This is a genomic window from Kutzneria chonburiensis (assembly GCF_028622115.1).
In the GTDB taxonomy this organism is placed as follows: domain Bacteria; phylum Actinomycetota; class Actinomycetes; order Mycobacteriales; family Pseudonocardiaceae; genus Kutzneria; species Kutzneria chonburiensis.
Genome location: NZ_CP097263.1, coordinates 8,437,083 through 8,455,441, shown reverse-complemented (window position 1 = coordinate 8,455,441; position 18,359 = coordinate 8,437,083). Strand labels below are relative to the sequence as shown.

General features: G+C 69.5%; 21 protein-coding genes. 7 read left to right on the top strand and 14 right to left on the bottom strand.

All coding sequences use genetic code 11. The features are described from left to right. The 7 genes from M3Q35_RS39495 to M3Q35_RS39465 form a co-directional block, all read right to left on the bottom strand. A complete protein-coding gene (locus M3Q35_RS39495; RefSeq protein WP_273937670.1) occupies positions 1 to 837 on the bottom strand; it encodes a carbohydrate ABC transporter permease in 837 nt (278 codons plus the stop codon). Beyond that, positions 834 to 1,763, bottom strand: a complete 930-nt coding sequence (locus M3Q35_RS39490; RefSeq protein WP_273937669.1) for a carbohydrate ABC transporter permease — start codon at positions 1,761 to 1,763, stop codon at positions 834 to 836. The genes M3Q35_RS39495 and M3Q35_RS39490 overlap by 4 nt, the downstream gene beginning before the upstream one ends. Next, on the bottom strand, positions 1,760 to 3,037 hold the full coding sequence (locus M3Q35_RS39485) for an ABC transporter substrate-binding protein (RefSeq protein WP_273937668.1): 1,278 nt from the start codon (positions 3,035 to 3,037) through the stop codon (positions 1,760 to 1,762). The genes M3Q35_RS39490 and M3Q35_RS39485 overlap by 4 nt, the downstream gene beginning before the upstream one ends. Before the next feature lie 232 nt (positions 3,038 to 3,269). Continuing rightward, positions 3,270 to 3,803 carry a YflT domain-containing protein gene (locus M3Q35_RS39480; RefSeq protein ID WP_379794530.1) on the bottom strand — a complete coding sequence of 178 codons (534 nt, stop codon included), beginning with the start codon at positions 3,801 to 3,803 and terminating at the stop codon, positions 3,270 to 3,272. A gap of 81 nt (positions 3,804 to 3,884) precedes the next feature. Next, complete coding sequence (locus M3Q35_RS39475; RefSeq protein WP_273937666.1) at positions 3,885 to 5,081, bottom strand: acyl-CoA dehydrogenase family protein; 1,197 nt, start codon at positions 5,079 to 5,081, stop codon at positions 3,885 to 3,887. A gap of 89 nt (positions 5,082 to 5,170) precedes the next feature. Further along, positions 5,171 to 5,332, bottom strand: a complete 162-nt coding sequence (locus tag M3Q35_RS39470; RefSeq protein WP_273937665.1) for a hypothetical protein — start codon at positions 5,330 to 5,332, stop codon at positions 5,171 to 5,173. Positions 5,333 to 5,767: 435 nt separating this feature from the next. Further along, positions 5,768 to 6,718 (bottom strand): HpcH/HpaI aldolase/citrate lyase family protein, encoded by a 951-nt coding sequence (locus M3Q35_RS39465; RefSeq protein ID WP_273937664.1) that lies wholly within the window; start codon positions 6,716 to 6,718, stop codon positions 5,768 to 5,770. A 108-nt stretch (positions 6,719 to 6,826) separates the two neighbouring features. Between M3Q35_RS39465 and M3Q35_RS39460 the strand changes: the two genes are divergently transcribed. Continuing rightward, on the top strand, positions 6,827 to 7,192 hold the full coding sequence (locus M3Q35_RS39460) for a hypothetical protein (RefSeq protein WP_273937663.1): 366 nt from the start codon (positions 6,827 to 6,829) through the stop codon (positions 7,190 to 7,192). Then, complete coding sequence (locus M3Q35_RS39455) at positions 7,143 to 7,997, top strand: aminoglycoside phosphotransferase family protein (RefSeq protein ID WP_273937662.1); 855 nt, start codon at positions 7,143 to 7,145, stop codon at positions 7,995 to 7,997. Before M3Q35_RS39460 ends, M3Q35_RS39455 begins: the two co-directional genes overlap by 50 nt. On the opposite strand, the gene M3Q35_RS39450 is transcribed toward M3Q35_RS39455, so the two are convergent. Further along, positions 7,994 to 8,821, bottom strand: a complete 828-nt coding sequence (locus tag M3Q35_RS39450) for a PhzF family phenazine biosynthesis protein (RefSeq protein ID WP_273937661.1) — start codon at positions 8,819 to 8,821, stop codon at positions 7,994 to 7,996. The genes M3Q35_RS39455 and M3Q35_RS39450 overlap by 4 nt on opposite strands. Positions 8,822 to 8,843: 22 nt before the next feature. Between M3Q35_RS39450 and M3Q35_RS39445 the strand changes: the two genes are divergently transcribed. Both M3Q35_RS39445 and M3Q35_RS39440 read left to right on the top strand, forming a co-directional pair. Then, complete coding sequence (locus tag M3Q35_RS39445; RefSeq protein ID WP_273937660.1) at positions 8,844 to 10,118, top strand: magnesium transporter MgtE N-terminal domain-containing protein; 1,275 nt, start codon at positions 8,844 to 8,846, stop codon at positions 10,116 to 10,118. Further along, positions 10,111 to 10,680, top strand: coding sequence for a DUF1003 domain-containing protein (locus M3Q35_RS39440; protein WP_273937659.1), 570 nt, complete (start codon positions 10,111 to 10,113; stop codon positions 10,678 to 10,680). Before M3Q35_RS39445 ends, M3Q35_RS39440 begins: the two co-directional genes overlap by 8 nt. Before the next feature lie 77 nt (positions 10,681 to 10,757). Here the strand turns inward: M3Q35_RS39440 and M3Q35_RS39435 are convergent, their stop codons facing one another. Then, the gene (locus M3Q35_RS39435) at positions 10,758 to 11,894 is read right to left on the bottom strand and encodes an Mrp/NBP35 family ATP-binding protein (RefSeq protein ID WP_379794506.1); all 1,137 of its coding nucleotides are present in this window, start codon (positions 11,892 to 11,894) and stop codon (positions 10,758 to 10,760) included. A gap of 107 nt (positions 11,895 to 12,001) precedes the next feature. On the opposite strand from M3Q35_RS39435, the gene M3Q35_RS39430 reads away from it, so the two are divergent. Then, positions 12,002 to 12,481, top strand: a complete 480-nt coding sequence (locus M3Q35_RS39430) for a MarR family winged helix-turn-helix transcriptional regulator (RefSeq protein WP_273937657.1) — start codon at positions 12,002 to 12,004, stop codon at positions 12,479 to 12,481. Positions 12,482 to 12,653: 172 nt separating this feature from the next. Here the strand turns inward: M3Q35_RS39430 and M3Q35_RS39425 are convergent, their stop codons facing one another. From M3Q35_RS39425 to sigE, 4 genes are read right to left on the bottom strand one after another with little or no spacing between them, the layout of a single operon-like run. Then, complete coding sequence (locus M3Q35_RS39425; RefSeq protein ID WP_273937656.1) at positions 12,654 to 13,037, bottom strand: sec-independent translocase; 384 nt, start codon at positions 13,035 to 13,037, stop codon at positions 12,654 to 12,656. A 10-nt stretch (positions 13,038 to 13,047) separates the two neighbouring features. Continuing rightward, positions 13,048 to 14,607: a trypsin-like peptidase domain-containing protein gene (locus M3Q35_RS39420; RefSeq protein ID WP_273937655.1), complete on the bottom strand. Its 1,560-nt coding sequence runs from the start codon at positions 14,605 to 14,607 to the stop codon at positions 13,048 to 13,050. Positions 14,608 to 14,638: 31 nt separating this feature from the next. Next, positions 14,639 to 15,259: an anti-sigma factor family protein gene (locus tag M3Q35_RS39415; RefSeq protein ID WP_273937654.1), complete on the bottom strand. Its 621-nt coding sequence runs from the start codon at positions 15,257 to 15,259 to the stop codon at positions 14,639 to 14,641. Further along, on the bottom strand, positions 15,256 to 15,855 hold the full coding sequence (gene sigE, locus M3Q35_RS39410) for an RNA polymerase sigma factor SigE (RefSeq protein ID WP_273937653.1): 600 nt from the start codon (positions 15,853 to 15,855) through the stop codon (positions 15,256 to 15,258). The genes M3Q35_RS39415 and sigE overlap by 4 nt, the downstream gene beginning before the upstream one ends. 138 nt (positions 15,856 to 15,993) lie before the next feature. Between sigE and M3Q35_RS39405 the strand changes: the two genes are divergently transcribed. After that, entirely contained in the window at positions 15,994 to 16,662 is a 669-nt protein-coding gene (locus M3Q35_RS39405; RefSeq protein WP_273937652.1) for an O-methyltransferase, read from the top strand. A gap of 62 nt (positions 16,663 to 16,724) precedes the next feature. On the opposite strand, the gene M3Q35_RS39400 is transcribed toward M3Q35_RS39405, so the two are convergent. Further along, entirely contained in the window at positions 16,725 to 17,294 is a 570-nt protein-coding gene (locus M3Q35_RS39400; RefSeq protein WP_273937651.1) for a TetR/AcrR family transcriptional regulator, read from the bottom strand. Between the two features lie 84 nt (positions 17,295 to 17,378). On the opposite strand from M3Q35_RS39400, the gene M3Q35_RS39395 reads away from it, so the two are divergent. Continuing rightward, positions 17,379 to 18,254, top strand: coding sequence for an SDR family oxidoreductase (locus M3Q35_RS39395; RefSeq protein ID WP_273937650.1), 876 nt, complete (start codon positions 17,379 to 17,381; stop codon positions 18,252 to 18,254). Positions 18,255 to 18,359: the final 105 nt, after the last annotated feature.

The following is an 18,359-nucleotide window of genomic DNA, read 5'->3' as shown; positions in this document are numbered from 1 at the left end:
TCACCCCTTCACGGCGCCGGAGGTCAGCCCCGCCACGATGCGGCGCTGGAAGAACAGCACGAACAGCACGATAGGAATCGTGATCACCACCGCCGCCGCGCAGATCTGCCCGGTCGGGTCCTCGAACTGGGAGGCGCCGGTGAAGAACTGGAGCGCGGCCGGCACCGTGCGGGAACGGGTGGTCGCGGTGAGCGAGATGGCGAACAGGAAGTCGTTCCAGCAGAAGATGAACACCAGGATCGCGGTGGTGAACACGCCCGGCGCGGCCAGCGGCGCGATCACCCGCCGAAAGGCCTGCCCCGGTGTCGCCCCGTCCATCTTCGCGGCTTTCTCCAGTTCCCACGGGATTTCCCGGAAGAACGCGGACAGGGTGTAGATGGCCAGCGGCAGCGCGAACGTGATGTACGGCAGGATCAGGCCGGGCCAGGTGTCGAACAGGTTGAGCGACCGCTCGATGGAGAACAGCGGCGAGACCAGCGACACCTGAGGGAACATCGCCACCAGCAACGAGAAACCGACCAGCGCGGTCTTGCCGGGGAAGTCCAGCCGGGCAATGGCATAGGCGGCCATCGTGCCCAGCACCACGGCGATCGCGGTGGCGATCAGCGAAATACCGATCGAATTGACCAGCGCCAGCAGGAAGTCGTTGGTCTGGAAGATGTCCAGGTAACTCTGGAACGACCACTCCTTCGGGATGAAGGAGCCGTCGCCGATGGTGGCCTTGGACTTGAACGACAGCGACAGCGTCCACAGCACCGGCACCAGCGCGTACACCACCACGATGACGTCGATGACCGACCACTGCACGCGTTTTCCGGTCGTGAGCACGGCCATCATCGCCTCCCCGAGTCCGAGCCGGGTGCGGCGGTGCCGAACACCTTGATGAACACGAAGGCGATGGCCGCAACCGCGATGAAGATCAGCACCGACATGGTCGAGCCGATGCCCAGGTTCAGGCCGCGAATCAGATTGTCGTAGGTCTGCATGGACACCGAGCCGGTGCCCTGCGAGCCGCCGGTGAGGATGAAGATGTTGTCGAAGATGCGGAACGCGTCCAGGGTGCGGAACAGCAGCGCCACCAGGATCGCCGGCTTCATCACCGGCAGCATCACCTTGGTGAACCGCTGCCAGCCGCCGGCCCCGTCCATCGACGCCGCCCGGAGCAGGTCGTCCGGCACCAGCGCCAGACCGGCCATCAGCAGCAAGGCCATGAACGGCGTGGTCTTCCACACCTCGGCCCCGATGATCGCGCTCAGCGCCGACGCCTTCTCGGTCAGCACGGCCGAGTTCGGGCCGACCAGCGTGGCCAGGTAGCCGCTGCTCGGCGTCCAGGCGAACTTCCAGCTGAACGCGGCCACGACCGTCACGATGCCGTACGGGATAAGGGAAACCGTGCGGACCAGGCCGCGGCCGACCAGCGTCCGGTGCATGATCAGGGCCAGTGCCATGCCCAGCACCAACTCGATCGCCACCGAGACCACGGTGATCAACGCGGTCGTGCCGAAGGCCGTCCACCAGTAGCCGTTGGACAGCACAGTCACGTAGTTGGCCAGGCCGACGAACTCCTGTTTGCCCGGAAACCTCAGGTCGTAGCGTTGCAGGGACAGCCAGACGGAGTAGATGATCGGCCAACCGGTGACCGCGATCATCACGATCGCCGCCGGCGCGCACAGCAGCAGGCCCAGTCGGCGTTCGGCCCGTTTTCCCTCGCTCAGCACGGGTTTCGCGGTGGCGCGGTGCTTGGCGTCAACGGTCACGCTCACGGGAGCACCCCCTTGGAGTCCAGCGCGTCCTGGATCGCCTGTTTCATCTTCGCCGCGGTGGCCTGCGGGTCGATGGCCGACGGCGGCGACAGCAGGTTCTGCATGATGGTGGAGATGTTCTGGTAGGCGGGCGTGATCGGCCGGCTGGCCGCGGTGGCCAGTTCCGCCTTGATGTCGTCCTTCATCGGGTATGCCTTGGCCATGTCCGGCGCGTCGTAGACGCTGGCCACGGTCGGAGGCACGCCGTCGTTGACCGCGGAGTAGTCCTGCATCTGCGGACTGCGCAGGCACAATGCCGCCTTGAACGCCTCGTCCTTGTGCAGCGAATAGGCGCTGATGGCCAGGTTCTCGCCGCCGATCGTCACCCGCGACTGCCCGCCCGGGGTCATGCTGGGGTAACGGGTCCATTTGAAGTTCTTGAACAGGTCGGGCTTCTCCTGCTGCATGGCGGCGTAGACGTAGGGCCAGTTCAGCTCGAAGGCCGCGTCCCCGTTCTGCATCAGCAGCGCCGTTTCCTGCTCCGCCGCGGTGGAAAGGCCGGCGTCGGTCACACCGGCGGTGGCGAACTTCTTCAGCATGGCCAATGCCTGCACCGCGCCGTCGTCGACGACCGCCTTCGTGCCGTCGTCGGACACCAGCTGGCCGCCGGCCGACGCGGTCAATGTGTTGAAGCCGACGACCAGTCCCTCGTACTGGGCCCCGGTGAATCCGATCTTGTACGGCTTCTTCTGCGCCTTGAGCTGTTGCGCGTCGGCGATCATCTCGTCCCATGTGGACGGTGGTGTGCTCACCAGATCGCCGCGATACCACAGCAATTGCACATTGGTGTGCTTGGTGGCGGCATAGAGCTTGCCGTCATAGGTGGCCGAGGCCAGCGGCCCGGCCAGCACGTCCTTGCGGGCTTCGGCCTCGTTCGCGCCGGTCCACGGCACGATCCAGCCGGCCCCGGCGAACTCCGGCGTCCAGGTCACGTCGACGCCGAGGATGTCCAGGCTGGTGTCCCCGGCCGCCAGTCTTCGCACCATCTGCTCGCGCTGGCCGTCGGCGGCTCGGGGCGCGGTCAGGTTGACGATCTGGTACGCGCCACCGGCCTGCTGGTTGCACTGGTCGATGACGTTCTGGAAGTGCTGTTCCGGTGGGTAGTACACGGTGATCGTGACGCCCCCGGCGCCGCCGCCTCCACAGGCGGCCACCAGGGGTGCGGCCACTGCCGCGGCGGCGAATGCCACGGCGGTCCGACGCCACTGGGGGCGTCGGTCGGTCGGCTGAGCCATCGGTCCTGCCTCCCTTCACTTCAGGGGAGCCGAACCCGCGCGCCTACCGGCGGACCAGGAGTCCACCAGACCAGTTGCGGCACCCCGTTGTGCGGTGGAGGCAACCTATGACCGAGGTTTTGGCAGCCGCAAGCGCTCAGGGCAACGATTCAGACACCGGCCGTGCCTATTGCCCGGATGTACCAGTGCCCGGCTCGTCGCGGTGACGCTGTGCCGTTGTCCCGGCGCGGTGTTACGCCGGGCCGCTCGCCGGGCGCATGGCCAGCTTGGCCAGCAGGTCGCGGCCCTGCTCGGCGTTGCGGGGCTGGCACAGCACGTCGTACCGGCCGGCGACCAGCTGGCTGGAGGACTGGAAGTCCCGCCGGCCGCGCGTGGACGCGTAGCCGACGGCCGCGAACACCATGAAGAACAGGACACCCAGCACCAGGCAGACGGCGATCTGGAGCAGGCCACCGGTCTGCTGGCCACCGGTGAACAGGCTCAGCATGACGCCGACGAACAGGCCGAACCAGGCGCCCGAAGCCGCGCCGGCGCCGAGCACCCGCCGCCAGGACAGCCGGCCGGTGACCCGTTCCACCAGCATCAGGTCGACCCCGACGATGGTCACGTCCTGCACCGGGAACTCGCTCTCGGCCAGGAAGTCGACGGCGCGCTGGGCCTGCCCGTACTCCTCGTAGGAGCCGATCGGCCAGCCGGTCGGCCTGGTCGGCAGTCGCGGCGGGCCGGCCTGCCTGTCCTGCGATGAGAACGAACTCGTCACCGATATCACCCCGTTCGCGGTCCGTGGCCTTCCATTGTCCTCACGATCGACGAACCACGCGAACCGGGCGTGCCTGCTCAGCGGGGATCAGCCGCGGGATTGGTACTCCCGGAGCAGTCCGCGGCTGATGATGGTCTTCTGGATCTCGCTCGTGCCCTCGCCGATGAGCAGGAACGGGGCCTCGCGCATGAGGCGCTCGATCTCGTACTCCTTGGAGTAGCCGTAGCCGCCGTGGATGCGGAAGGACTCCTGCGTCACCTCGGCGCAGTACTCGGAGGCGATCAGCTTGGCCATGCCGGCCTCGACGTCGTTGCGCTGGCCCGAGTCCTTGAGCCGGGCCGCGTTGACCATCATCAGGTGCGCGGCTTCGACCTTGGTCGCCATCTCGGCCAGCTTGAAGGCGATGGCCTGGTGGTCGGCGATCTGGTGGCCGAAGGTCTTGCGCTGCTGGGCGTAGTCGATGGCCAGCTCGAAGGCGCGGATGGCGATGCCGCAGGCGCGGGCGGCCACGTTGACCCGGCCGACCTCGACGCCGTCCATCATCTGCGCGAAGCCCTTGCCGGTGGCGCCGCCGAGGACCTGGTCGGCGCCGATCTCGTAGCCGCTGAACACCATTTCCGTGGTGTCGACGCCCTTGTAGCCCATCTTGGCGATCTTGCCCGGGATGGTCAGGCCCGGCGTCACCTCGCCGTAGCCCACCGGCTTGTCGACGAGGAACGCGGTCAGGTTCTTGTGCGGCTTGTCCGCGCCTTCGTCGGTGCGCACCAGCACCGCCGTGAGGTTGGACGTGCCGCCGTTGGTCAGCCACATCTTCTGGCCGTCGATGACGTACCCGTCATCGGTCTTCTTGGCCCGTGTCTTGATGGCCGCGACGTCCGAGCCCAGGTCCGGCTCCGACATCGAGAACGAGCCGCGGATCTCGCCCGTGGCCATCTTCGGCAGGTAGTGCGCCTTCTGCGCGTCCGTGCCGTGCTGCTTGATCATGTGAGCGACGATGAAGTGCGTGTTGATCACGCCGGAGACGCTCATCCAGCCGCGCGCAATCTGTTCCACCACAAGGGCGTAGGTGAGCAGCGACTCGCCGAGGCCACCGAACTCCTCGGGGATGGTGAGGCCGAACAGCCCCATCTCCTTCATGCCTTCGACGATGTCGGTCGGGTAGGCGTCGTCGTGCTCAAGGGCCTGGGCGTGCGGGATGATCTCCTTGTTCACGAAGTCGCGAACCGTGTTCAGGATCTCCTGCTGCACCTCGGTGAGACCGGCGGTCTGGGCGAGCCGGGCCATGGTGGTCCCCTTGTCGTCGCTGACTGGTTACCGGTGAGTATCCCCAACCGGCCGCCGTCTCACCCTGTGAAGGTGCTCACCCGATCGGTTCAGCTCGCGCGCACCTGCACCGAGTCGCCGCAGGACCGGCACTGCTCCGCGAACACGTACACCGAGCGACCGCAGCCGGTGCAGTCGACGAAGCTGCGCTCCAGCAGATCGTCCTGACGACGGCGGCGGAACAGGTGGATCCCCTTCGAGTGCTTGGACATGGCACCCAGCCTGAACCGACCCCCGGGGTCCAACGCAAACCAAGGTTGCCTTCTGTGCGTTATATCACCGTGATCAAACACGCCCGGTAGTCGATTACCGCTATTTCCGTAGTCTGATCTTTGATCCGGCTCACAAACGGTAACACGTTCCTAGCCGCGTCGAATACATCGACACAGCCCGGAACGCGTTACACACCCGCCTCCCCGGTCCCGAAAAACTGCCCCGAAAGCCATTTGCGCAAACAGGGAAAGACTGCGGGAAAGGAGAGAGGCGCAGCGAAGGGGGCAGCGGCCAGCGGGCTACGCCCGCCGCCACCAATCGACAAACCGGCCGCCGTCGCCCAACTCCACGAGCCGGATCCGCTCGGCCGCACCGCCCATGCCGGCGGTCGACGACTTCCCCGCCGCCGGTAAGACCTCATCCGCCTACACGTCTTACTCCGCTGGCGGGGTCCACTTGTCGGTGCGGGCCATGCCTGCCGCACGGCCCTTGCCGGCGATCACCAAGGCCATCTTGCGGGAGGCCTCGTCAATCATCTCGTCGCCGAGCATCACGGCGCCGCGCTTGCCGCCGCGGTCGGAGGTGAAGAACTCGTAGGCGTCGAGGATGTTCTCGGCGTGGTCGTAGTCGGACTGATCGGGGCTGAAGACCTCGTTGGCGGCGTCGATCTGGCCGGGGTGGAGCACCCACTTGCCGTCATAGCCGAGGGCGGCCGCGCGGCCGGCCACGCGGCGGAAGCCGTCGACGTCGCGGATCTGGAGGTAGGGGCCGTCGATGGCCTGGACGTCGTTGGCACGGGCGGCCATGAGGATGCGCATGAGGATGTAGTGGTAGGCATCGCCGACGTCGTAGCCGGGGGGCTGCTCGCCGACGACGAGGGACTTCATGTTGATCGAAGCCATGAAGTCGGCGGGGCCGAAGATGATGGTTTCGACGCGCGGTGAAGCGGTGGCGATGGCGTCCACCTCGACGAGACCGCGGGCGTTTTCGATCTGGGCCTCGATGCCGATGCGGCCGACCTCATACCCCATGGTCTTCTCGATCTGGGTGAGGAGCAGGTCCAACGCCTGCACCTGCTGCGCGGTCTGGACCTTGGGCAGCATCAGGCAGTCCAGGTTGGCCCCGGCGCCCTCGACAACCTCGACAACATCCCGATAGGTCCACTCGGTGGTCCAGTCGTTGACCCGAACGACCCGAGTCCGCTCGCCCCAACCACCCTCGTTGAGCGCGGCGACGATGGTCTTGCGGGCGTCCGGCTTGGCCAGCGGCGCGCAGGCGTCCTCCAGGTCGAGGAAGACCTGGTCGGCCGGGAGCGTCCGGGCCTTGTCGATCATCTTCTGGCTGGAGCCGGGGACGGCGAGACAGGATCGGCGGGGACGCGGCACGGCGGTACCTCCTCGTACTGACCGGTAACTTAGGGGGATGCTGGCACGACCGGAGGGTGCCCGCCATTCGCTGAGTCACCCGTCACAGCCCCGTGCGAAGCTGAACCGGTGGAGATCACCCGTCTGCTGGACAACGCGCTGAAGAAGGCGGCCGCCGTCTGGATCACGGTCGACGGCCGGCCCCGGCTGGTCTGGGCGCTGTGGCGGGACGGCGCACTGTGGGTGGCGGTCGGCGACGAGCAGCAGGTCCCGGGCCTACGCGACGGCGTGACCTGCACGATCACGGTCCGCTCCCCGGCAACACACTCGCACCTGGCCGACGTACGGGCCACGGCCGCCCTGGTCGAGCCGGAAAAAGGCGTGACGGACGCGCTCCGGGCGGCCAGACTCAACGGTGAGCCGGCGTGGACAGAGGTGTACCGACTTGATCCGGATCCCCAAGGACTTCACGAAGACGGTGCTGAGTTGGGGTGACGATCACGCCACCCGCTGGCTGCTCGGACTGCCGGAGCTGTCGGCCGAATACCTCGACCGCTGGGATCTGACCCTGGACGGCGCCCCGCTCAACGGCTTCGTCAGCGTGGTGCAGCCGGTGCGCCGGGCCGACGGCACGCCGGCCATGCTCAAACTGGGCCTGACGCACGAGGAATCCGAGCACGAGTGGTACGCACTGTCCATCTGGGACGGTAACGGCGCGGTTCGCCTGCTCGACCACGACGCCGACGACGGCGTGCTGCTGCTCGAACGGCTCAGGCCGGAAACCCTTGCCACCCAACCGATCGAGCAATCCCTGACCATCGCCGGCCGGCTGCGCAAGCGCCTGCTGCGGCCGGCCCCGCCGCAGATGCGCACCCTGCGCGCCAACGCGGCCCGCTGGGCCGACGAGCTGGCCGTGGCCGACAGCGTGCCGGCTCACATCCTCGACGAGGCCGTCGACCACTGCCGCACCTTCGGCCCGCTGGCGCTGAGCCAGATGGTCAACGAGGACCAGCACTTCCACAACATCCTGGCCAGCGACCGCGAGCCGTGGCTGGTGATCGACCCCAAGGTGATCGCCGCCGACCCCGAATTCGGCCTGGCCACCCTGCTGTGGAACCGCTTCGAGCCGGACCGCATCCGGCACCGGCTGGACATGCTGGTCGAGATCGAAGATCTCGACCCCGACCGGGCCCGTGCCTGGACCTTCGTCACGGCCGTGGTGAACTGGGCCGAAGCCGACACCGATGCCTGGACCGCCGAACGCTGCCAGGTCATCGCCACCACGCTGGCCGGACTCTAAACGGCCCAGGACAGCTGCCCGCTGGCCACGTGCACGACGTCGCCACGGACCGTGGCCGCTTCCGGCGTCACCGAGCAGTACAGAGTGGACGGTCGACCCATCTCGATGCCTTGGCGCACAACGAAATCGGACGTCTCGTCGATGAGCCCGCGGTCGACCGCGAACACGCACAGGCCCACCGCGGCCGAACCGGTCGCGGCGTCCTCAATGTCGCCGGCGAACACCCGGGCGTGCACCTGGCCGTCGACCAACGAGAACACCTGCACCCCGTGCTCAGCGCCGGCGGCCAGGATGGCGGCCGGATTCGGCACGGCCCGGGCGACCGCATCCGGCTTGACCGCCAGGTACGCCCAGTCAAGGCCGCAGCCGGCGACACCGGGGTCCACATCGGACAGATCATCGACGGTGAGCCCGACCGACGCGGCCAGCGCATCCCGGTCCAGGCGCGGTCCGACGGTCCGCTCGCCGCCGGTGATCCGCGAGCCGCGCTCGTCCACCACCACCGGCAACAGCCCGGCCAGACACTCCTGGACAGCTGGGCCGAAGCCGATCACGCCGTCGCGGGCCAGCAGCCAGGACGTGCCCACGCTCGGGTGGCCGGCGAACGGCAGTTCCTCACTAGGAGTGAAGATCCGCACCCGGTAGTCGGCCCCCGGCTGCGTCGGCGGCAGTGGGAAGGTCGTCTCCGAGTAGCCGAACTCCGCGGCAATTGTCCGCATCTGCTCGGCCGTCAGCTCCTCACCGCCGTGCACCACGGCCAGTTGATTGCCGGTGAACGGGGTGTCGGTGAACACGTCGAGGACGTCGAAACGCAGCGTCGGCACGGGACAACGTTAGCCTTTGCCTGTGGCAGCCACAGACAGGATTTTTGTCGCCCAACTGGCCGGATTGCCGGTATTCGGCCCGGACGGCGAGGCGATCGGCAAGGTGCGCGACGTGGTGGCGAGCCTGCGGACCGACCGACTGCCGCCGCGGGTGCTCGGCATCGTGGTCGAGCTGGTGACCCGGCGGCGCATCTTCGTGCCGATGCTGCGGGTCGCCGGCATCGAGCCGCACGCGGTCGTGCTGTCCACCGGATCGGTGAACATGCGGCACTTCCACCAGCGCCCCAACGAGGTCGTGGCGGTCGGGCAGCTGCTGGACGCCCGCGTCGGCATCGACGGCGGCACGGTCAACGCGGTCGTCGTGGACGTGGCCATGGAGCCGACCCGCACCCGCGACTGGGAGATCAGCCGCGTCGCCGTCCGGGAACGAACCGGCCGGCTGGGGCGACGGGGTCCGGTGCAGGTGCTGCGCTGGGACGACGTCGACGGCCTCGGGATGGCCGAGCTCTCCTCACAGCCACAGGGTGCGCAGCAGCTGCTGGCCCAGTTCGACCGCATGCGCGCCGCCGACGTGGCCAACGCGCTGCGCGACCTGCCGACCAAGCGCCGCTACGAGGTCGCCGACGCCCTTGACGACGAGCGGCTGGCCGACGTGATCGAGGAGCTGCCCGAGGACGACCAGAAGGACCTGCTCGGCCACCTGGACGACGAGCGGGCGGCCGACATCCTCGAGGCGATGAACCCGGACGACGCCGCCGACCTGCTGGCCGAGCTGTCCGAGCCGGACAAGAACCGGCTGCTCGAGCTGATGGAGCCCGAGGAGTCGGCGCCGGTCAAGCGGCTGCTGGAGTACTCGTTCGACACCGCAGGCGGTCTGATGACCCCCGAGCCGGTCGCGCTCACCCCCGACGCCACCATCGCCGAGGCGCTGGCCCGGGCCCGCAACCCCGAGCTCACGCCGGCCCTGTCCAGCATGGTCTTCGTCTGCCGACCGCCGACCGCCACGCCGACCGGCCGCTACCTCGGCTGCGTGCACCTCCAGCGGCTGCTCCGTGAGCCACCTTCGGACCTGGTCGCCGGAGCGCTGGACACCGACCTGCCCCGGCTGCGGCCGACCGCGTCCCTCATCGAGGTGACCAAGTTCTTCGCGACCTACAACCTGGTGTGCGCGCCCGTGGTGGACGACGAGGACCACCTGCTCGGCGCGGTCACCGTTGACGACGTGCTGGACCACCTGCTGCCCCAGGACTGGCGGGAGACCCTGCACCATGAGGAGGAGGGCGTCGCCAATGCCTGAACTGACCTCGCGCCGGCGGCTCGACCAGCCGCGGGCGCCGCGCCGGTGGGCCATCGAGGTGGATCCCGAGGCGTTCGGCCGGTTCTCCGAGCGGCTGGCCCGGTTCCTCGGGACCGGCAAGTTCCTGTTCTGGCAGACCCTGATCGTGGTCATCTGGATCGGGCTGAACCTGTTCGCGCTCAGCCTGCAGTGGGACCCCTACCCGTTCATCCTGCTCAACCTGGCCTTCTCCACCCAGGCCGCGTACGCCGCCCCGCTCATCCTGCTGGCCCAGAACCGACAGGACGACCGGGACCGGATCTCGCTGGAGGAGGACCGGGCCCGGGCCGCCCAGACCACGGCCGACACCGAGTTCATGGCCCGTGAGCTGGCCGCCCTGCGTATCGCGGTCGGTGAGGTCGCCACCCGTGACTACCTGCGCAGCGAGCTCGAGCGGCTACGGGCCGAGCTCGCCGGCACCAAACGACGTGAGAAGACCCGCAAGTCCTCCACGCCGTCGGCTGAGCAGATCCGCGACGACCCCCGCTGGGACGACGAGGACTCCATCACCCACAAGAGCTAACCCCCGAATGTCACATGCGCTCCGCACTTGCCGTTTAAAGGCAAGTGCGGAGCGCATGTGACAAAAGCGGGTGGGGGCTAGCGGCCCGCCGGGCTCACCGAGAGGAGGCGGCCGGCCAGGCCGCGGGAGCGGACGGTGAGCTTGGCGGCGACCTGGGTCAGCACCTTGGAGGCCGGGGCCTCGGGGTCGGACAGCACGAGGGGCGTGCCGACGTCGCCGCATTCGCGCAGGCGCGGGTCCAGCGGGACCTGGCCGAGCAGCGGCACCTCGGAGCCGACGGCCTTGGTCAGGGAGTCGGCGACGGTCTGGCCGCCGCCGGAGCCGAACAGCTCCATCCGGCTGCCGTCGGGCATGTCCATCCACGACATGTTCTCGATCACGCCGGCCACCCGCTGCCGGGTCTGCATGGCGATGGCCCCGGCCCGCTCGGCCACCTCGGCGGCGGCCTGCTGCGGCGTGGTCACGACCAGGATCTCGGCGTTGGGGATGAGCTGCGCGACCGAGATGGCGATGTCGCCGGTGCCCGGGGGCAGGTCGAGCAGCAGCACGTCGAGGTCGCCCCAGAAGACGTCGGCCAGGAACTGCTGCAACGCCCGGTGCAGCATCGGGCCGCGCCACACCACGGGGGCGTTGTTCTGCACGAACATCCCGATGGAGATGACCTTCACGCCGTTGGCCTGCGGCGGCATGATCATCTTCTCGACCTGGGTCGGCCGGCCGTCGGCGCCGAGCATGCGGGGCACCGAGTGGCCGTAGATGTCGGCGTCGACGATGCCGACGGACAGCCCACGGGCGGCCATCGCGGTGGCCAGGTTGACCGTCATGCTGGACTTGCCGACGCCGCCCTTGCCGGACGCCACGCAGTAGACGCGGGTCATCGAGCCGGGCTGGGCGAACGGGATGACCGGCTCGGCCGCGTCGCCGCGCAGCGACTTGCGCAGCTCGGACCGCTGCTGGTCGGTCATGACGTCCAGCTCGACCTTCACGCTGGTCACGCCGTCGACCTTGCTCACCGCGGCGGTGACGTCGGCGGTGATCTTGTCACGCAGCGGACAACCTGCCACCGTGAGGAACACCTCGACGGTCACGGCGCCGTCCTGGCCGATGGTGACGTCCTTCACCATGCCAAGCTCGGTGATCGGGCGGCGGATTTCCGGATCCTGCACGCCGGCCAGCGCGGACCGCACGGCGTCGGCACTCGGGACAGTAGTCACGAGACCCATGCTACGAGCCGTTGTTACCGACCGGTCAGCCGGAGTTCGCCGAATCACGATAGGGGCACTGCGCGACCATCTGGACGCGTTCCGTAACATGGTGGGTCGTGCTGGACACAGGTAGGACCCGACTGCCCACCCGGACCGAGTTAGCCGTGTGGCGGTCATTCCTGCGGGCCCATGCCCGCATCGTCCGACATCTGGAGACCGAACTCGTCGCCGAGCAGAGTCTGTCGCTGGCGTCCTACGACGTCCTGGTGCAGCTCGCCGAGGCGCCCGGGCGTCGGATGCGGATGACGGAACTGGCCGACGCCGTGCTGCTGTCGCGCTCCGGGGTCACCCGACTGGTCGACCGCCTCGAGCGGACCGGTCTGGTCACCCGTGAGCGGGCCGACGGGGACGGCCGCGGCGTGGTGGCCGTGCTCACCCAGACGGGCTTCGACCGGTTACGGACCGCGTCCGGGGTGCATCTGGCCGGCGTGGTCCGCCATTTCGTCGAGGCACTCGACGAGACGGCCATCGCCGCCTTCGGCCGCACGTGCGAGCAGCTCGCGGAGGCGTCGCCGCCGCTGCCCGACACCCCCTGACCAGGCCGGACCTCACCATCGGGGCATGGCAGGCGTCGCTGTGCCCACGTCACGGTCGGGTCGGACCGCGACTGGTCACGGCCCCAACCGCAATCGTTCGCATACCTGTTCAGACCTGTTCAGCACAGTGAAAGGGCCTCCCAGGTGGGAGGCCCTTTTCAGCGTCTGGGTATCAGGTGGCGTCCGGGTCGAACGGAGGTCGCTCGCCCGGCGAGAGCGGGCGCTGCTCGGGACGCGCGGGTTCCGCGGCGGCGGCCGGGTAGCCGTTGGCCTTGTAGCCGGTGTCCTCGGGGAAGTCGTCGAGCAGGTGCCGGGTGATGGCCCGCTTGGGATTGAACTCCCGCAGCTGGCGCAGGTCCTCCAGCGGCTTGCGCAGCTCGTCGAACTCCGGCCCGAGCTCGGACCGCAGCTGCTCACGGGCGCCGGTGGCGTAGTCCCGCACCTGACGGATGCCCTTGGCCAGCCAGGCGGCAGCACTGGGCAGTCGCTCTGGCCCGAGGATGAACAGGCCGGCGACGATCAGGACGAGGAGCTCGCCCCCGCTGATTCCGAACACGTCTCCCAGCCTAATCCGACTGCGTGGTCACCTGTAGCACCATCTGTCGTCCTTGCCGCACGATCTCTACCGGAACGGTCTCGCCGATGGTCCGCTCGATGATCGCCACGCTGAGCTCGTCGGCGGTGCGGATGTTCCGGCCGGCGAACTTGGTGATCACGTCGCCCTCGACGATGCCGGCCTTGGCCGCGGCCCCGCCCTGCTTGACGTTCTGCACCTGCGCGCCGTCGGTGGACACGGCCGACACCGAGCGGGCGTTGAGGCCGATGTCGGCGTGCTTGACCTGGCCGTCCTTGATCAGGCCCTCGGCGATGCGTCGGGCGAAGTCGATCGGGATGGCGAAGCCGATGCCGATGGAGCCGGCGTCCGGGCCGCCGGAGGACAGGATGGCGCTGTTGATGCCGACCAGGGCCCCGGTGCTGTCCAGCAGCGCGCCGCCGGAGTTGCCGTGGTTGATGGCCGCGTCGGTCTGGATGGCGTCGTAGGTGACCGGCGGGTCGCCGCCTTCGCCGGCGGCCTGCAGCGGCCGGTTGACGGCGCTGACGATGCCGCTGGTGACGCTGCTGGACAGGCCGAGCGGCGAGCCGATGGCGATGACCTGGTCGCCGACCGAGAGGTTGCCGGACTTGCCGAGCTGGATCACGGTCGGATTGGTCACCGACACCTTGATCACGGCCAGGTCGGTCTTGGGGTCGCGGCCGACGATCTTGGCGTCGGTCTTGGTCCCGTCGGCGAACACCACGCGCAGCGTGGCCGACGGGTCGGAGGCCGCCGCCGACACCACGTGGTTGTTGGTCAGGATGTAGCCGGCGCTGTCGATCATGACGCCGGAGCCCAGCCCACCGCCGGTGCCGACCTGCACCTCGATCTGCACGACCGCGGCCTGGGTCCGCCTGACGATGTCGGCCACCGAGCCCGGCACCAGTTTCCGGCCCGAGTCGTCGACCTGGGCCAGGGTGACCGAGCTGGTCAGCGGGTTGCCGGACTGCGCGATGGCCCAGCCGGCGATCCCGCCGCCGACGCCGATCAGCAGCGCCACACCGGCCAGCGCGCCCAGCGCGGACGGCTTGACCCGGCGGCCGAAGAGCAGCTCGGGCACGGACAGCATGGGGCCGGCCTTGGCCGCCGGCTTGGCCTCGGACTCGCCGTCCTTGGCCGAATCGGCGGCGGGCGGGCCGAGGATCGCGCCGGCGCCCGGGTCACGCCACGGGTCGCGGTCGGCGTTGTCCGGCCAGAACACGGGTTCGACGGTCGGCTCGGAGCCGAGCGGAATGGCGCCAGGGGCGCGCTGCAACAGGACGTCGCCGGCACTGTCCGGACGGCCGAAGGCCATGCTCAGGGCCTCGGGCGGCGGCGGGGCGAGCGCGATGGCGCCGTTGGTGGCGGCGGAGTTGGCGCGCGGCGCGAAGGCGCTGTCCACGCCTTGCGGTCGACCGAACTCGGCGGCCTGGGTGGGATCGACGGCCGGGCGGTCCAGCGGCCGGGGACCGATGCGGCGGCCCTGACCGTCGTCGACGCCCGAAACCGGGGTCGCCGGCGGCTGTTCGGGGCTGGGCTGCTGCTCGTTCATCAACCGGAAGCGTGCCTCACCAGCGGTGAATTCACCGTGTGGGCAGGTCGGTGACGGTGGTCGGCGTGGTCGAGGTGGTCGGCTGCACCTGGAGCACCGGGTGCGCGTCGACCGGCACGATCACGGTGCTGTTGTCGGCCGGGGTGTCGCCGTGCATGGTCACGATGGCCAGCGCGCCGAGCACCAGGCCCGAGACGACGACACCGGCGCCCTGCTTGGTGCGTCTGGACACGCGGTTGCCCAGCACGTTGGGGCTGCTACCGAGGGGCTGGGAGGACCCGAACGCGGGCCCGCTGCCGAAAGGGCGGAGCTTCTCGCTGGCCTTGCCCGGACGCAGCACGGTGACCAGCTGGCCGTCCTCGGTGACCGCGAGGTTGTCGGGGCCGCTGGGCAGCTCCACGTCCTGCGGGATGGACATCAGGGAAGCGAGCAGGCCGGCCGGCGCGGACGGCGCGGAGGCGGCCTTCATGGCGGATCGGGCGTGCCGCTGGGTGGCGGCCTCGGCGGCGCAGAAGGGGCAGCGGGCCAGGTGCGCGGCGGCACGGTCGTGGGCGGTCGCCGACAGCTCACCGTCGACGAAGGCCACCACCGCGTCGGGCAGCAGATGCTGTTCCGGCAGGCTCGGCAGACTCCACCCGCGCAGCTCGGTCATCCAACGACGTCCTTCCGTGCGAGCTCGGCGCGACGCTCGAGGCTCGCGCGCAGGGCCTGCCGGCCCCGGTGGATACGGCTGCGAACGGTGCCCAGCTTCACCCCGAGCGTGGCTCCGATCTCATCGTAGGACAGGCCTTCGACGTCACAAAGCACGACAGCGGCACGGAATTCCGGCGGCAGCTCGTCCAACGCGGCCTGCAGGTCCGGGTCCAGATGGGTGTCGGTGTAGACCTGCTCCGGGCTCGGGTCGTCGCCGACGAGGCGGTCGGTGTCCTCGGGCAGGCCCTCCATGCGCAGCCGCGAACGGCGACGGGCCATGTCCAGGAACAGGTTGGTGGTGATGCGGTGCAGCCAGCCCTCGAAGGTGCCCGGCTTGTAGGACGCCAGCGAGCGGAACACCCGGATGAAGGTCTCCTGGGTGAGGTCCTCGGCGTCGTGCTGGTTGCCGGACAGGCGGTAGGCCAGCCGGTAGACGCGGTCGGCGTGCTCACGCACGACCTCGTCCCAGGACGGCGGGGTCCAGGCAGCCTCGGCGGGCGCGACGGCCACGGCGGCGACCGGCTCAACGGCCGGTTCGGTCGTCTCAGTGCGCATCGGTGGTACGGCACCTCCAGCGGGCGGCTGCCCTTCGGTGGGGACAACGTGGCGGACGTCCCCGTTGTTCCCCCTACTGTCGCGGTCATGCTTATAACCATCGTTAGAGACGCCTGAGAGCAGTCTGAGAATGCTCCGATGCGGGTTGTTCACCCAGAACGGGCCGTCACGCCGCTAACCTCGCACCTTGTGACGCTCGGGGAGTACGTGGACGGCTACGCCGTCGAGGACGAGGTCACCTCGGCCGCGCGGGCCCGGGGGACCGAGCTGGGCTGCGTGCCGATCGGCGTCACCGGCGGGGCCGCGCTGCGCTTCCTCGCCGCATCCCTGCAGGCCAGGGCGGTCGTGGAGATCGGAACCGGCGCCGGCGTGAGCGGTCTGTGGCTGCTCGGCGGCATGGCCAGGGACGGCGTGCTGACCTCGATCGACGTGGAGCCGGAGCACCAGCGGGTGGCCCGGCGGGCCTTCTCCGACGCGCGGATCAGCCCCGGGCGGACCCGGCTGATCATGGGCCAGGCGCTGGACGTGCTGCCGCGGCTGACCGACGGCGGCTACGACCTGGTGTTCGTGGACGCGGCCAAGCAGGAGTACCCGCGGTACCTGGAGCACGGGGTGCGGATGCTGCGGCCGGGCGGCGTGATCGCGTTCGACAACGTCTTCTGGAAGGGCAAGGTGGCCGATCCGGCCGACCGGGACGCCGAGACGCTGGCCATCCGGGAGACCAACAAGGCCGTCCGGGAGAACGACCAGCTGGTGTCGATCATGCTCCCGGTCGGCGACGGCCTCCTGGTCGCAGCCAAGCGCTGACATTTTCGGCACATGCGGTCCGGATGTGCCGAATAGAGGCAAGTATGACGCTCATGTGACATTCAGCCGAGGGAGAGGCTGGCTGCTCGGAGCTCGTCGAGGGCCTTGAGGGCGTGCGGGGCAAGATCGTCGTCGCCGCTGTCGGACCAGGTGGCGTAGCCCCGTTTGAAGGCCAGCACCCCCAGCTCACCCGCGAGCGCCGCCGTCGTGTCCGGCACACCGCGCGCCACCAGCGCCGTGGTCATCGCCGCCGCGAGGCTGACGCTCTTGAGGGCGTCGCGCTCCTGAAGCTCGGCGCTGGCCGCGACCGCCGCCTTCAGGCGCGGTCCGAGCTCGCGGTTCATCGGGCCCATCATGGTCGACGCCTTGACCAGGCCGGCGGCCACGGCCTCCAGCGGGCTGGCCGTCTCGGACGCCTCGGCGATCCCCTCGGCCAGCAGCCGGCTCAGCGACTCCTGGCCGGCCACCAGCAGCTCGCGCTTGTCCGGGAAGTGCCGGAAGAAGGTGCTTTTCGTGACGCCCGCACGCTCGGCGATCTGCGCCACGGTGGTCGCGTCGTAGCCCTGCTCGGTGAACAGGTCGACCGCCGCCAGCACGAGGCGTTCGCGCGCGCCCGGTTCCCATCGACCCATGGCGGCCATCATAGGTGACGGGACTCTTGTCCCATCACCGTGCTAGCGTGATGGGACAAGAGTCCCGTCACTTGGGAGCATTCCATGCGCGTCTTCATCACCGGCGGCACCGGTCTGATCGGCTCCGCCGTCGTCGCCGAGCTCATCGACCACGGCCACGCCGTGCTCGCCCTTGCCCGTTCCGACGCTTCCGCCCAGGCCGCTACGACTGCCGGCGCTTCGGTGGTCCGGGGCGGTCTTGCCGACCTCGACGCCCTCCGCGCCGGTGTCGCCGAGGCCGACGGCGTGATCCACCTGGCCTTCAGCAACGACTTCAGCAGCGCCGAGGCCGTGGCCAAATCCGTCGCCGAGGAAGCCGCCGCCTTGGAGTTGATGGGCTCGGAGCTCGTCGGCACCGACCGCCCGTTCGTCACGTGCTCCGGCACGCCGTGGATTCCCGGCCGCGTCGCCACCGAGGCCGATTCCGTGCCCGTCGACGGTCCCGTCGGCGGCCGTGGCCGCGCCGTCACTGCCGTCCTCGGGCTACGCGGCGTTCGCAGTTCCGCCGTTCGGCTGCCTCGGACCGTGCACAACGAGGGCCGCGGCGGTTTCGCCGGCCTGCTCACCGACATCGCCCGTCGGACCGGCGTTTCCGGCTACCCCGGCGACGGTTCCCAGCGTTGGCCCGCCGTGCACGCCCTCGACGCCGCCGTCCTCTTCCGCCTCGCCCTCGAGTCGGCCCCCGCCGGCACTGCTTGGCACGCCGTCGACGACGAGGGCGACCCCGTTCGGGACATCGCCACCGTGATCGGCCGCCGCCTCGGCCTCCCCGTCCAGTCTGTTCCGGCCGACACCTACGGCCCGCTCGGCGCGATCTTCGCCAACGACCAGCCCGCGTCCAGCGCCCACACCCGCGACGCCCTCGGCTGGCAGCCCAAGCACCCCAGCCTCTTGGCCGACCTGGAGAACCTCCGGCCGTAACCACCTTTGCCGCCACATGCGCTTCCTATGTGGCGCCTGGCGCCACATAGGAAGCGCATGTGGCGAAACCCGCGGCGGAGGATCTTGCCTAAGCGATCAAGCCCC